Source organism: Skermanella rosea, from assembly GCF_016806835.2.
GTDB classification, from domain to species: domain Bacteria; phylum Pseudomonadota; class Alphaproteobacteria; order Azospirillales; family Azospirillaceae; genus Skermanella; species Skermanella rosea.
In genome coordinates, this window is the sequence record NZ_CP086112.1 from 40,524 (window position 1) to 54,574 (window position 14,051).

The window sequence follows — 14,051 nt, forward strand, 5'->3', positions numbered from 1 at the left end:
GGGCTGGCGATGCATTGATGACATTTATTTGTCCCAGGCATGGTTATCGGCCGCTAACTCTTTGGAAACCGGGGTCGACCAAAGTGCCGGCCAGCAAAGGAGCCGGACATGAACCTGGTTGAACTGGATCGTTTTCTTCCCCGCGACCGCCGAGCGCGCGGCGGACTTCTGTCGACCGCGGCGGCGGCCGTGGCCCGCTGGATCGGGATCGACGCGATCTCGCGCGCGGAAAAGCGCCTGCACGCGATGACCGACGGGCAGCTCGCGGATATCGGGATCACCCGCGTGCAGATCGCCCAGGCGGTGCGTTACGGCCGCAACGCCGTGACCGAGCGCGGGGCCGAGATCATCCCGATGCGCCGCCGGCCGACTCGCCCGTCCGGCGGCCCCGACGTGCCGCACGCCGCCTGACCGCCGCGGGTCGCCCGGCTGGCCGTTGATCCGGTCCGCGCCGGCGGCCATGATGCCGCCGCTTCCGTCCGGCGCCCTGCGGAAGTCGAGAGCAACCTGAAAGCGGAACGATGGTGGCAGCCCCGGGAAATCCCGACATCTACTACGTGATGTCCGATGAGCCGGCCGTGTCCGACCTCTGCGACTCCTACCGTTCCCTGCTGGCTCCGGAGGAGATGGAGCGCTACCGGCGCTACCTGAACGACCGGGCGCGGCGCGAATACCTCGTGACCCGGGCGCTGGTCCGCACCGTGCTGTCCCGCTACGCCGACGTTCCCCCGGCCGCCTGGCGGTTCAACTCGAACGCCCATGGCCGGCCGGAGATCGCCGGCCCCGCCCTGCCCGGCCCTGACCTCTCCGGCCTCCGCTTCAACCTGTCCAACACGAACGGGCTGGTCGCCTGCGCCGTCGCCGCCGGCTGCGAGATCGGCATCGACGTCGAGTGCCTGGAGCGCGCCGGCGACGTGATGGAGCTCGCCGACCGCTTCCTCGCCCCGGCGGAAGCGGCCGACCTGCGATCGCTTCCGCCCGCCGGCCGGCCCCTCCGATTTTTCACCTACTGGACCCTGAAGGAGGCCTACGTCAAGGCGCGGGGCCTCGGCCTGTCGATCCCGCTCGACGGCTTCGCCATCGACCTCTCCGATCCCGCCCGCATCCGCATCGCCTTCGAACCCGGCCTGGAGGACGACGCCGCCCGCTGGTCCTTCGCGACCTTCCGGCCGACCGGGAACCATCTGATGGCGGTGGCGGTCGGGCGGCCCGACGGATGCCCGCCTGCCCCGCCCCTCCAGGCCCGCCTGCACCGGGTCGTTCCGCTGGGCACCACCGGCGGGCCGGGCGCGGCCCGCTGATGGACGGCGTCGCCCGGGGCCGGCCACCAGGCCGTCAGTCGTCGGACTGGAGGAACAGCAGCGGCGCCAGCTCCTCGCCGGCGGCGACCTGGCTGTAGCATGCGGCGGTGTTGGCCGCCCAGTTGGTGTTGATCGCATAGGTGACGTCGAGCGTGGTCTCGCCGGTTTCCGAGAAATCGACGAGCAGCGCGGGGGAGAGGAGCTGATAGGCCGCCATCCCTGCGGTCAGCGGATCGGTGTCGAACGCGATCAGGACCGTTTCGGCGGGGGTGACGACGTCGATGATCCCGCCGTAGAGCGGCAGGGCGAAAGTCGGTTCGTACGCGCCGCCGACACCCTGCCAGGAAAGCTGCTGGCACAGGCCGCAGAGGAACTCGCTGGTGGTCGTGTTGTCGATATAGATCTCGGTCGCGGAGCCGTTGGCGACCACTTCCCCGGTTCCGGCGGCCGATGTCACCTGAAGGGTCTGGCCGGCCGTGATCGAGTAGGTCGTGCTGGCGACGACCGGCTGCCCCTGCGCCAGGGTCGTGCTCGCGGTCGGCGAGGTATAGGCTTCCGTCGACGTGTTCCAGCCGACCGTGTTCGACAGGCTGTATCCGGTAGTCTGGAACCAGACCACCGGGGCGCCGCCCCCCATGGTGGTGCACACCGCCTTGAAGACGAGCAGCCTGAATCCCGACCCTATGAGGTCGGTCAGCGTGTCCTGATCCATCGTGATCTGAATGCTGTAACTGCCCAAGCCGTTCCCTCCATCGCGTGTGCCGCCGCCTGCGACCCGATAGCTCGGCCCGGCCGGCCGGAGGCGTCATGCCCGACGCCCCCGGCCGGCCGGATCCGCTTCAACTCACCGGGTCAGGACGACTGGACCAGGATCGGGGTGATGTCGGTGGCGGCCGGGTACTGGGTGCACCATCCCTCGGTGTTGCCCGACCAGTTGTTGTTGATGTCGTAGCTGATCGTCGCCGCGGTCATTCCGGTCATGTTGACCAGCAGGCTGGGCGCGTAGCACTGGTAGACGACCGACCCCGTGTCCACCTGCTCGGTCTGGAAGACCACCATGACCTGTTCGACCGGCGTGATGGTGTCCAGGTTGTTGCCGTAGAGCGGCAGCGCGCAGAGCTGGGAGCCCGCCGAGCCCTGGACCGACTGGGAGATGCCGCAGGTGAACTGGGTGCTGGTCTGGTTGAGGATGGAGATGACGCTGGCGTCGGACGAGTTGACGACCGTGCCGGTGCCCGCGACGGAGTTCACCTGGAGCTCCTGGCCCAGGTTGATGGGGTAGCTGGCGCTGGCGTTGATGACCGTGCCGTCGGTGAAGCTCGTCTCCGTCGAGGTGTAGGCCTCGTAGCTCTCGGTCCAGGTGATCACCGTGTTTTCCGAGATGGTCTGGGTCTGGAACCAGACCAGCGGCGCGCCGCCGTTCGCGTTGGCCGCCTGTACCGCCTTGTAGGCGTACAAGTAATAGCCGGAGTTCAGCAGGTCATTGACGGTAGTATCGTCCATGGTGATGGTCAGCGTATAGGTGGTCGACATCTCAAGTCCTTGTCTGTATATGGATCGAAATTATGAGCAACTTGGATTATGCGCGGAGCTGCAACGCTCGTTGCGGCCAATCCTTGGCCTGGTGAAGCCGTCATGAGTACTTTAGCATTCTTCATTAAACGGCCAAAAAAATGCCTTGTTATAAATATTTCTGCTTCTTATCACGTATTTATAGGCCTCTGCTCTCCCCATCATAAGCGAACATTCTTGAATTTTATTTACCTTGAGCGTCGCGATCGCCAACGTCACGATGCATATAGAACCCTATCTAAGCACCGCGTCAACAGAAAATCTCATTATTTCAAAACAGTAATACTACATCACTACTTCTTCCTACATGGATACTCATGAAAAATACTTCAGTATGGGATCTGAATACAATCGTGCCGCGGATCGCGCCACCTTTTCGGAAGTTCCTCCGCCGCGACTGCATCCCTGTTTGATTTCATCGCGGGGAATCGAGGCAGCGGCAGCCTGCCAGGGCTTGCCGATGGTTGCAGGAATGCGAACCGCGCCCCGGAATCGGCGTTCGACCGTAGATCGGCCTTCGCCCGTCAGGGCGAACGCCCACGCCCTGCATCGACGCTCCGGCCACGCTGTCGGCGTCGGCCTTCGGCCAAGGCCGATCTACGATGACCGTCACCGCCGCGCTTGAATAACGTCGATGAATAGGATAAAAAGCCTTTATCGATCCTATGCAACCGAAGGCGCACCCCGATGACCGCAGCGGCCTCCCCGTCCCCGCCCTTGTCCCGCCTCACGCCTCGTCAGGAGGAATTCTGCCAGGCCATGGCCGCCGGCGTCGGCGGGGCGGAGGCCGCCCGGCGTGCCGGCTACTCGCCCAACGGCGCGAAGCAGCGCGGCGCGTTCCTGATGCGCCAGCCGGAGATCCGCCTGCGGATCGACGCGATCCGGGCGTCGCGCCGCAGGCTGCACCAGACCCGGCTCGACGAGGCGGAAGGCCAGATCGCGGCCATCATCGACATGGCGCTGGAAGCCGGGCGGCCGGCCCTGGCCCTCCGTGCCGTCGAACTGCGCCTCAGGCTGTGCGGCGTGATCCAGGACAAGCGCATCGCCCACCACTACCAGGGCTGCCGTGATGGCGCACCCCACCCCGACGCCGATCTGGAGAACCTCGCTGCCGACCCGCAGGAGGAGCTGGATTTCCTCCGCACCCTTTCGGCCGCCGGTCGCGCCGCCGCTCCCGCCGGGGCGGATGACCCCGGGATGACCAAGGATGACCTTTCCGAAGAACCGGCCCCGGCCGAAGCCGCTCCCGTGCGCCCCGCGCCCCGCAAGGCCGTGGTCCGCCATCCCGCCCCGGACGACTCCCTGATGATCGTCAGTGACCTTCACGCGGTTTCGCGAAGGATCACCGTCCCACCGGCTCCCGCCGCCGCTCCCGCCGGCGCAAGGTCCTGACCATGGACGCCTCCGACCGCCTGCGCCACCCTCGGCACGAGCTCTTCGCCCTGCACCACGCGCGCGGCGCCGGCTTGGCCGACGCGGTCCGGCTCGCGGGATATTCGCCCCAGGGTGCCCGCCAGCGCGGCTGCATCCTGATGACCTGCGGCACCATCCGCCGTCGGGTCGAGGAGCACCGCGCCCGCTTCATGTCGGAGCGCGCCGGCCACGTCGCCCGCGCCATGGACCGCCTGGACCGCATCGCCGGCATGGCGCTGGACTCCGGCCGACCGGCCACCGCCCTCCAGGCGACCCGCCTTCAGCTCAAGCTGGCCGGCGTGATCCGCGACCGCGACATCATGCTCTACCGGCCGTCTCCGGACGACGACCTCGCTCCGGTCATCTTCGACCCGCGCGAGGGCGAGGATCCGCCCTTTCCCGCCGGGGTCAATCCGACCGGCCGCGCCACCCGGCCCGACGGCCCCGACCACCTGTATGCCGAAGAGATCTGGGCCGGCTTCCAACCGCCGCCCGCCCCGGCCGGCGACGCTCCCGATCCCGTCCCGGAAGACCAGCCCGGCGTGCCGCCGCCGTTGCTGCACTGAGCGACAACGCCGCTCAGCTGAATCAAGCGGCGCTGCCGCTCCGCCGGTTAATCATATTTTAGAAGTAATGTTCCATTATCCCCTGCCGCCCGCCGGCAGCGTCAGGAAGCAGGGAAGATTCCGGAACAGCCGATGGCCACCAAGAAAAGCCGGCCCGTCAGGATCGACACGATCGCGTCGGGCAAGCTGCGGCATCCGATCCAGGCGGGCAACCTGCTCAGTTCGGCGCCGAACGTGATCATGCACGGGCCGGCCTACCTGATGGTGGTCTCGGCCTTCGCGATGCTGGTCTATTCCCTGTTCGCCTCCAAGGACATACTGGTGATGGCCCCGCTGACGCTCCAGCGCCAGGCGGTGTCGGTCCAGGCGGTCGGCGGCGGCCTGATCGAGGCGCTGGAAGTCGGCGAGAATTCCCCGCTGTCCGCCGGCGACCCGATCGTCACGATCCAGGAAAAGATCCGCGCGGCCTCCACTCCCGAGCAGGAGGCGATCCAGCGCCAGATAGACGATCTCCAGATCCAGGAACGGGAGTCGCTGAAGGAGTACGAGTTCCGCTCCAACCAGCTCGAACTGGACCGCCGCAACCTGTCGCAGCGCCGCTCGACCGAGCAGGCGGCGATCGACAACCGCATCCGCCAGATCGAGATCCAGGTCCAGACCGCCCAGCGCACCCGCGCCGGCATCGAGGAGGACCTGAGCAACGCGCGCCACGACCTGGCCGGCAAGCAGGAGCTGTTCGCCAACCGGGACATCGCCCGGATCGACCTCCAGCGCGCGCAGAGCCGGGTCAGCGACCTCCAGCGCGCCGCCAACAACGCGGAGGCCGAGATCCAGAACATCCGCCTGGCGCTGGAGACCGCCCGGGGCGAGCGCCGCCAGCTGGCCGAGACCTATTCCCAGGAACGCCTGGACAACGAGATCCAGAACGTCCGGCAGGCCCGCGAGCGCGACCAGAAGCTGATCGCGGAAAAGGTGCTTGAACTGAACAACCGCCTGCTCCAGTCGCGCACGCTCGTCCCCGGCGTCCGCTACGAGGGCGACAAGGCCTATTACGCCAGCCTGGAGGACGGGATCGTCACCGCGGTCCATGTCCAGCGCGGCGTGATCGTCAATGCCGGCACGCCCATGATCACCATGGTCCGCAACACGGCCCCGCTGGAAGCCCAGGTGTTCGTCCAGAACCGCGACATCGGCAAGATCCGGCGCGGCCAGAAGGTGCAGGTCAAGTATTTCGCCTATCCTTACCAGGAATACGGCATCCAGGACGGGGTGATCGCCGACATCGGCACCCGCCCCGGCAGCGAGCCGGAGAACCGGTCCCGCTATCTCGTCACCGTGGCGCTGGAGCGCGAGACGATCGCCGCCCGCGCTGGCACGCCCAAGGCGCTGGAGATCGGGCTGGAGGGCGTGGCCGAGATCAAGACCGGCGAGAAGCGCTTCATCGAACTGTTCTTCGCCCCCGCCTCCCGCTTCTTCCAGGGGCAGGAGGAGGAATGAACTCCTCAGCCGCCCCGGGGCGCTGACCAAGGCACAGACCCAAGGCACCGACCCAAGGCACCGACATGGACACGATCGAGACCGTCAGGAACACCGCAGCACTCGAAGCGATCCGCTCCGTGCTCCAGACCCATGTCCTGTTCAACGTGCTTCCCGCCGCCGAGAAGCGCGCGATCGAACTGCTGCTGGAGGTGCGCCAGGTCCCGGCCGGCAAGCGCCTGTTCACCCAGGGGGCCGCCGCCGACGGCATGTACGTGATCCACGACGGCACCGCGCGCCTGAAGGAGAACACGGGATCCAAGCTGGTCAGCGTCGGCCTGATCGAGCCGGGCGCCACCATAGGCCAGACCTCCCTGCTGGAGGAGACCCGGTGGCCGCACCACGTCATCGCCGAGACGCCGCTGACGCTGGTCTGCCTGCGCGCCGACCGCGCCCGCCTGCTGATCGCCGAAAGCCGCGTCGTCGACGAGCATTTCCGCCGCTATGTCGGCCTGGTGGAGGTCGGCGAGCGGCTCCGCGCCCTGCTCGGCAACGCGACATACTCGGCGGAGGAGTTCTCCGACCTGCTGTCGAAGATGGGCGTCAAACTGATCCGGGCGGACAGCGCGGTCTTCACCCAGGGCGACCACGACCCGCGCCTCTACTTCATCGAGAGCGGCGCCGTCGAGCTGATCCGCGCCCCGATCTCCGGCGACCCGATCTCCCTGTCGCGCTGCGGCCGGGGCACCCTGATCGGCGAGACCGGCGCCCTGCCCCGCCGCTCGCCCAAGGGGGCCGCCAGCGGCATCCAGACCTACACCGCCAGGGCGCTGACCGACGTGACCGTGCTGGTGATCTACCAGCAGACGGTCGAGCGCATCCTGTCGCTCAATCCCGAGCTTCGCCAGCGCCTGTCCGAGCGCGCCCGCGACATCGAGCAGATCGAGGCCGACGAGATCGCGGCCCGCAAGCGGGCGGAGGGGGTGGACCTCCGCATCAAGCTGGCCGAGGGCATGTCGGAGGACGAGTTCCGCGCCGCCGCCAAGGCGAAGGAGGCCACCAGGCTGGCGGTGATCCGCCAGAACACCCAGGCCGACAGCGCCGCCGCCTGCCTCGCCATGGTGATGGGCCATTACGGCCGCAAGTTCACCCTCGGCCAGATGCAGGAGGTCACCGGCCTCAACACGCCGGAGACCAACCCGGACGAGATCATCCGCGGCGCCGAGACGCTGGGCTTCCGCGCCAAGGGCTACGCCCTGACCTATGCCGACCTGAAGGGGCTGAAGCTGCCCGCCATCATCGGCTGGCAGGGCTATCACTGGATCGTGCTGGTCAAGGCCGGCGACCGGGAGGTGGAGGTCGCCGACCCCGCCAAGGGCCTGGCCAGGATCAAGCGGGACGAGTTCATCGCCTCCTGGACGGCGGCCGACGTGGCCGGCGTGCTCGACCGCCGGCCCGACGCCGGCGTGCTGATCGCGCTGGAGCCGACGGTCAAGTTCGAGAAGGAGGAGGAGGCCAAGTCCTCCATCCGCCACTTCATCAACTACATCATGCCGTACAAGAAATATTACGGCGAAGCGATCCTGGCGGCGGTCGTGATCAACATCCTGGGCCTCGCCTCGCCGCTGTTCGTCCAGACCATCGTGGACAACGTCGTGGTCCACCACGACGTGGGCCTGCTCAACATGATGCTGGGCGGCATGGTGCTGGTGGCGGTGCTGACCACGGCCATGTCGGTGGTTCAGAGCCTTCTGCTGGCCCACACCACGTCCCGGCTCGACATGCGGCTGATGTCTGAGTTCTACCGGCACGTGCTCAGCCTGCCGATGGACTTCTTCCTGACCAAGAACAAGGGCGAGATCCTGGCCCGCTTCGGCGAGAACCAGAAGATTCGCGCCATCCTGACCGGCTCGACCATCACGGTGCTGATGAACACGCTGATGATCGTGCTCTATTTCCTGATGATGTTCGCCTATTCGGTGCCGCTCAGCGTGATCGTGGTGATCTTCATCCCGATCTATATCGGCATCGTCGTGTACTTCACCCCCAAGATCAAGGCGATCGCGCAGGAGATCTTCATCACCAACTCGCAGTCCCAGTCCTACCTGATCGAGAGCCTGAACGGCATCGAGGCGCTGAAGGCGACCAGCAACGAATACTTCGCCCGCGCCCGGTGGGAGAACGCCTTCGTCGAGAACGTCAACCGCAGCTTCCGCCAGCAGAAGCTGAGCCTGATGTCCAACAGCCTGTTCAAGCTCGCCACGCTGGCGTCCAGCATCGCCGTGCTCTGGATCGGCGCCACCCAGGTGATGAGCGGCGACATGAGCATCGGCGAGCTGATGGGCTTCAACATGCTGATGGGGCTGGTCACCGGCCCGGTCACCCAGATGGTCAACCTGTGGAACGAGCTCCAGGAGGTCCGCATCGCGATCGACCGCGTCGGCGACGTGCTGAACGTGAAGTCGGAGCACGTGACCGTCTCCGCCCCGGACAAGATCCAGACCCAGGTCCGCAACCTGGAAGGCGAGATCAAGTTCGAGCAGGTCAATTTCAGCTACAACACCAACGACCAGAAGCGGTCGGTCATGCACGGCTTCGACCTGACCATCCATCCGGGCGAGCACGTCGCCTTCGTCGGTCCGTCCGGCTGCGGCAAGAGCACGATCGCCAAGATGGTGCTGGGCTTCTACAAGCCGGCGTCCGGCGACCTGATGATCGACGGCAAGGACATCCGGACCATGGACCTCAACTCGCTGCGCCGGAACATCGGCGTGGTGCTCCAGGACACCTTCATCTTCGGCGGCACCGTGGCCGAGAACATCGCATTGGGCGACCCGGAGCCGGACATGCAGGCGGTGCAGGAAGCGGCGAAGCTGGCGGGGTCGGAGGACTTCATCATCAACTTCCCTCTGGGCTACCAGACCCGCATCGGCGAGAAGGGCATGGGCCTGTCGGGCGGCCAGCGCCAGCGCATCGGCATCGCCCGCGCCCTCTACCGCCGGCCCAAGATCATGATCTTCGACGAGGCGACCAGCGCGCTCGACAACGAGTCCGAGGCCCGCATCACCCAGGAGCTGAAGGGAGTCCTGGTCAACCGCACCTCGATCACCATCGCCCACCGCCTGACCACCGTGATGGACAGCGACCGCATCTGCTTCATCAAGGACGGCAAGGTCCAGGAACAGGGCACCCATACCCAGCTCACCGACCCCGAATTCCTCAAGGAGAACGGCTACACCGGCCTCTACTACCAGCTCGCCCGGACCCAGTTCGACCTGCCCGCGCTGGAGTTGAAATGAGCCGTATTGTCGGGCCGGCCCGCCGGGGATAAAAAGGCCGCTTCACCGTTGATCAGTACGGAGAGATGGGCGTGTCCAGGCGGACTCCGGCGACGATGGCTCTGGAAAAGGCGAAGAAGCCGTTCGAGCTCCTGCAATACGACTACGACCCCGAAGCGCCGTCGATCGGCCTCCAGGCCGCCCAGGCGCTCGGGCTGCCGCCCTCGGCGGTGTTCAAGACCCTGATGGTGGTGGCGGGGGACGAGCCCTGCATCGGCATCATCCCGTCGGACCAGGAGCTCAGCCTCAAGGCGATCGCCGCCGCGGCAGGCCGCAAGTCCGCCGCCATGATGCGCCCCACGGACGCCGAGCGGATCAGCGGCTACCATGTCGGCGGCATCAGCCCGCTGGGCCAGAAGAAGCGCCTGCGCTGCTTCCTCGACGCCTCGGCGATGGACCTGCCCTTCGTGGTCGTCAACGGCGGCCAGCGCGGCCTTCAGATCAAGCTCGCCCCCGCCGACCTGGTCGCCGCCACCTCGGCGGTGGTCGCCGCCCTGGCGGCGGGCAGTTTCGGATTGAATTCCTAAGCTCGGTCCGGTACACGTATCCCCGGCATCAAGCATGGATTCCGCGTCCCTCAAGTAGGTCGGACTTCGCCCGAAGGGCGAACGCCGACAGCAGACTCCAACGTTCCCGTACGGTGTCGGCCCTAATCACGACATCTGCGGCCCTGGCAGGGGAACGGCGGCGTCGCGCTCGAAGAAATCGGGAAATCGTTCGGCCAGTTCGGGCAGCGAGGTCAGGATCTCGCGCAGATGCAGCCGCATCGCCGCTTCCGCCCGGTCGGCGTCGCGGGCGGCGATCCAGTCCACGACGGCTTGGTGCTGCGCGATCAGCCGGTCCACCGGGGTCGCGTGGGGCACGCTGAGATAGCGGACGCGGTCCATCTGGGCCTTGGTCTCCTCCACCACCCGCCAGGCATAGTCGCAGCCGACGCCCATCGCGATGCCGCGGTGGAATGCCTCGTCCAGGTCCATGAAGCGGACCGGGTCGAGAGACCCGGCGGCGTCGCGCTGGGCGTCCAGGTTGGCCCGCAGCCCGGCGATGCCGCCGGCCGGCATCTCGGCGCAGGCCCGCCGGACCACGGCCAGTTCGACGGCTTCCCGTACGAACCGGGCATCGAAGACCTGTTTCATGGAGATCTTGACGATGAAGGTTCCCCGCTGCGGCCGGATGGTCACCAGCCCGGCTTCGCTCAGCTTGATGAAGGCTTCGCGCACAGGCTGGCGGCTGACGCCCAGCCGGGTCGCGATCTCCTGCTCCGACAGGGCTTGGCCGGGCTGGAAAGCCATGGTCACGATCGCGTTCCGCACCTCGCGGAAGACACGCCGGGCGACCGGCTCCGCCGAACTCGCCTCGATCCTCTCCAGCATCGCCGCCCCTCCCCGTTGTCGCCACTCCAATATCGCCGCCGCAGGGCCGCCTTCTCAATACAAGAAGCTTGCGGCGGATCAACTTGCATACTACCATACTAGTCAAGAATGGAAGAACGGCATTTCCCCGGGGAGGACTGCATGACCCGCCGACTCGATGATCGGACGCTGGAGACGCTGGGCGCGGAAATCGAGCGGCCCCGCCATCCCCGAACCTCGCTGCAAACCGGCATCGTCCATATGGGCCTCGGCGCCTTCCACCGCGCCCACCAGGCCGTCTATACCGAGGACGCCCTGAACCGCCGGCCGGGTCCCTGGGGAATCTGCGGCGTGTCCCTGCGCAGCCCGGAGACCCGCGACGCCCTGGCTCCCCAGGACAATCTCTATACCGTGGCCGTCCGCGACGCCTCCGGCCAGCGGCTCCGCGTGGTCGGATCGCTGACCGAGACGCTGGTGGCGCCCGAAGACCCCGCGGCGGTGCTCGACCGCCTGACCCGGCCGGAAGTCCGCATCGTCACGATCACCGTCACCGAGAAGGGCTACTGCCACGACCCGGCGACCGGCGCCCTGAACGAGCGGCACCCCGACATCGTCCACGACCTGGGCAATCCGGACCGGCCGCGCACCCTGGCGGGCTTCCTGGTGGAGGCGCTGGACCGCCGCCGGCGCGATCGCACCGATCCCTTCACCGTGCTGTCGTGCGACAACCTGCCCGGCAACGGCCACGTGGCCGCCGGCATCCTGCGCCGCTTCGCCGAGCTGCGCGACCCCGACCTGGGCCGCTGGGTGGCGGACCGGGTCGCCTGCCCCAGCAGCATGGTCGACCGCATCGTCCCCGCCACCACCGACGAGGACCGCGCCGGCGTGTCCGCCGCCCTGGGCGCGGAGGATGCCTGGCCGGTCATGGCCGAGCCGTTCAGCCAGTGGGTGATCGAGGACCATTTCCCGACCGGCCGCCCGGCCTGGGAGCTGGAAGGCGCCGAGCTGGTCGCCGACGTGCGCCCCTACGAGTTCATGAAGCTCCGCCTGCTCAACGGCAGCCATTCCTGCATCGCCTATCTGGGCTATCTGGCCGGCCACGCCACGGTGTCGGACGCCATGGGAGACCCGCATTTCGTCCGCTTCGTCCGCGACCTGATGGACGAGGAGGTGACCCCGACCCTCGACGTGCCGCCGGGCGCCGACCTGTCCCGCTACAAGGCCGCCCTGCTGGAACGCTTCGCCAACCCGGCCCTCAAGCACCGGACATGGCAGATCGCGATGGACGGCTCGCAGAAGCTGCCCCAGCGCCTGCTCGGCACCATCCGCGACCGGCTCGCCGCCGGCCGGCCCTTCGATCGGCTGGCGCTCGGCGTCGCCGCCTGGATGCGCTATGTCGGCGGCCGGGACGAGGCCGGGCAGCCGATCGACGTGCGCGACCCGCTGGCCGACCGCCTGGCCGCGACGCCCGCCCCCGCCCTGTTCGGCGTGCGCGAGGTGTTCGGCGGCGACCTCGCCGGCAACCCCGCCTTCACCACCGCCGTGACGCGCGCCTACGACCGCCTGGTGGCGGTCGGCGCCCGCGAAGCGGTCCGGACAATCCGCTGATGACCAAGCCCTTTCCGTAGGTCGGGTAGAGCGGAGCGGCACCCGACGCCCAACGCTCCGGCTGTGTCGGCTGCCGCTCCGCTCTAACCGACCTACAAGCCGGCGGCGCATCACCCCTGCCCCTTTGGAGACAACAGACAATGGAACAGACCTGGCGCTGGTTCGGACCGGAGGACGCCATCCGCCTGCCGCATGTCCGGCAGGCCGGCGCCTCCGGGATCGTGACCGCCCTTCACCACATCCCCTACGGCGTCGTCTGGACGGTCGAGGAGATCGAGAAGCGCAAGGCCATGATCGCGGAGGACGCGTCCCTGGGCCTGCGCTGGAGCGTGGTGGAAAGCCTGCCCGTGTCGGAGCCGATCAAGCTGGGCGAGGGCGACCTGGAGCCGCTGTTCGACAATTACCGCCAGTCGCTCCGCAACCTGGCGGCCTGCGGCATCACCACCGTCTGCTACAACTTCATGCCGGTGCTGGACTGGACTCGCACCCAGCTTGCATATCCCCTGCCCGGCGGCGGACGGGCGCTGCGCTTCAATGCGCACGAGTACGCGGCCTTCGACTGCTTCATCCTGGAGCGGCCGGGCGCCGAGGACGAGCACGCCCCCGAGGTGATGTCCCGGGCGCGGGAGTGGTTCGACAACGCTTCGGAGGACGATAAGCGCCGGCTGCTTGCCAACATCATGGCCGGCCTGCCCGGCGCCTTCGACCGCTACGACGCGCCGGGGCTGCGGCGCATGCTCGACCGCTACAAGGGCATGACCCGCGACGGCCTGCGCGAGACCCTGGCCCGCTTCCTGCGCGAGGTGATCCCGACCGCGGAGGAAGTCGGCATCCGCATGTGCATCCATCCCGACGACCCGCCGCGCCCGCTGCTCGGGCTGCCGCGCGTCGTGGGCAGCGCCGACGACCTCGCCTTCATCGTCGGCGCCGTCCCGTCGGACGCCAACGGCATCACCTTCTGCACCGGCTCGCTCGGCGCGGGGGTGGACAACGACGTGCCGGCCCTGGCGAAGCAATTCGCCGGGCACATCAAGTTCGCCCACCTGCGCAACGTCGCCAAGGAACCGGACGGGTCGTTCATGGAAGCCGACCATCTCGGCGGCGACGTGGACATGGTGTCGGTCGTGACCACGCTGCTGGAGGAGCAGAAGCGCCGCCTCGACGCCGGCCGGGCCGACTGGCGCATCCCGTTCCGGCCGGACCACGGGCACGAGCTCCTGGACGACATCGGCAAGCCGACCCACCCGGGCTATCCCATGATCGGGCGGTTGCGCGGCCTCGCCGAGATCCGGGGCATCATGACGGCGGTGTCGGCCCTGCGCCAGCTCCCGGTCTGAAGGCGTACTCCCTCGTCCCACACTTGACAGGGCGGGCGGATGGCCGGATCATGCAGGTCAATTGGTCAGACCAAATGACCTGACAAGT

Annotated in this window: 12 protein-coding genes; 9 read left to right on the forward strand and 3 right to left on the reverse strand. The window is 67.7% G+C overall.

Annotated features, from left to right (window positions below; all coding sequences use genetic code 11):
• The first annotated feature begins 108 nt into the window (after positions 1 to 108).
• Together JL101_RS28755 and JL101_RS28760 are read left to right on the forward strand one after the other, a co-directional pair.
• Positions 109 to 411, forward strand: coding sequence for a DUF1127 domain-containing protein (locus JL101_RS28755; RefSeq protein WP_203103143.1), 303 nt, complete (start codon positions 109 to 111; stop codon positions 409 to 411).
• A 110-nt stretch (positions 412 to 521) separates the two neighbouring features.
• Positions 522 to 1,301, forward strand: a complete 780-nt coding sequence (locus JL101_RS28760) for a 4'-phosphopantetheinyl transferase family protein (RefSeq protein ID WP_203103145.1) — start codon at positions 522 to 524, stop codon at positions 1,299 to 1,301.
• 34 nt (positions 1,302 to 1,335) lie between these two features.
• Here the strand turns inward: JL101_RS28760 and JL101_RS28765 are convergent, their stop codons facing one another.
• Together JL101_RS28765 and JL101_RS28770 are read right to left on the reverse strand one after the other, a co-directional pair.
• Positions 1,336 to 2,040, reverse strand: a complete 705-nt coding sequence (locus JL101_RS28765; protein WP_203103146.1) for a hypothetical protein — start codon at positions 2,038 to 2,040, stop codon at positions 1,336 to 1,338.
• Positions 2,041 to 2,153: 113 nt separating this feature from the next.
• A complete protein-coding gene (locus JL101_RS28770; RefSeq protein WP_203103147.1) occupies positions 2,154 to 2,834 on the reverse strand; it encodes a hypothetical protein in 681 nt (226 codons plus the stop codon).
• Positions 2,835 to 3,560: 726 nt separating this feature from the next.
• On the opposite strand from JL101_RS28770, the gene JL101_RS28775 reads away from it, so the two are divergent.
• From JL101_RS28775 to ybaK, 5 genes are all read left to right on the forward strand, one after another.
• Positions 3,561 to 4,265, forward strand: coding sequence for a terminase small subunit (locus JL101_RS28775; RefSeq protein WP_203103148.1), 705 nt, complete (start codon positions 3,561 to 3,563; stop codon positions 4,263 to 4,265).
• Positions 4,266 to 4,267: 2 nt separating this feature from the next.
• On the forward strand, positions 4,268 to 4,852 hold the full coding sequence (locus tag JL101_RS28780; protein WP_203103149.1) for a hypothetical protein: 585 nt from the start codon (positions 4,268 to 4,270) through the stop codon (positions 4,850 to 4,852).
• Positions 4,853 to 4,984: 132 nt separating this feature from the next.
• Positions 4,985 to 6,349, forward strand: a complete 1,365-nt coding sequence (locus tag JL101_RS36635) for an HlyD family efflux transporter periplasmic adaptor subunit (protein WP_203103150.1) — start codon at positions 4,985 to 4,987, stop codon at positions 6,347 to 6,349.
• A 65-nt stretch (positions 6,350 to 6,414) separates the two neighbouring features.
• Complete coding sequence (locus tag JL101_RS28790) at positions 6,415 to 9,627, forward strand: peptidase domain-containing ABC transporter (protein ID WP_203103151.1); 3,213 nt, start codon at positions 6,415 to 6,417, stop codon at positions 9,625 to 9,627.
• A 71-nt stretch (positions 9,628 to 9,698) separates the two neighbouring features.
• Positions 9,699 to 10,193 carry a Cys-tRNA(Pro) deacylase gene (gene ybaK, locus JL101_RS28795; RefSeq protein WP_203103152.1) on the forward strand — a complete coding sequence of 165 codons (495 nt, stop codon included), beginning with the start codon at positions 9,699 to 9,701 and terminating at the stop codon, positions 10,191 to 10,193.
• 126 nt (positions 10,194 to 10,319) lie between these two features.
• On the opposite strand, the gene JL101_RS28800 is transcribed toward ybaK, so the two are convergent.
• The gene (locus tag JL101_RS28800) at positions 10,320 to 11,039 is read right to left on the reverse strand and encodes a GntR family transcriptional regulator (protein WP_203103153.1); all 720 of its coding nucleotides are present in this window, start codon (positions 11,037 to 11,039) and stop codon (positions 10,320 to 10,322) included.
• A 141-nt stretch (positions 11,040 to 11,180) separates the two neighbouring features.
• Between JL101_RS28800 and JL101_RS28805 the strand changes: the two genes are divergently transcribed.
• Positions 11,181 to 12,626 carry a mannitol dehydrogenase family protein gene (locus tag JL101_RS28805; protein ID WP_203103155.1) on the forward strand — a complete coding sequence of 482 codons (1,446 nt, stop codon included), beginning with the start codon at positions 11,181 to 11,183 and terminating at the stop codon, positions 12,624 to 12,626.
• A 140-nt stretch (positions 12,627 to 12,766) separates the two neighbouring features.
• Positions 12,767 to 13,963, forward strand: coding sequence for a mannonate dehydratase (gene uxuA / locus JL101_RS28810; RefSeq protein ID WP_203103157.1), 1,197 nt, complete (start codon positions 12,767 to 12,769; stop codon positions 13,961 to 13,963).
• Positions 13,964 to 14,051 lie beyond the last annotated feature (88 nt).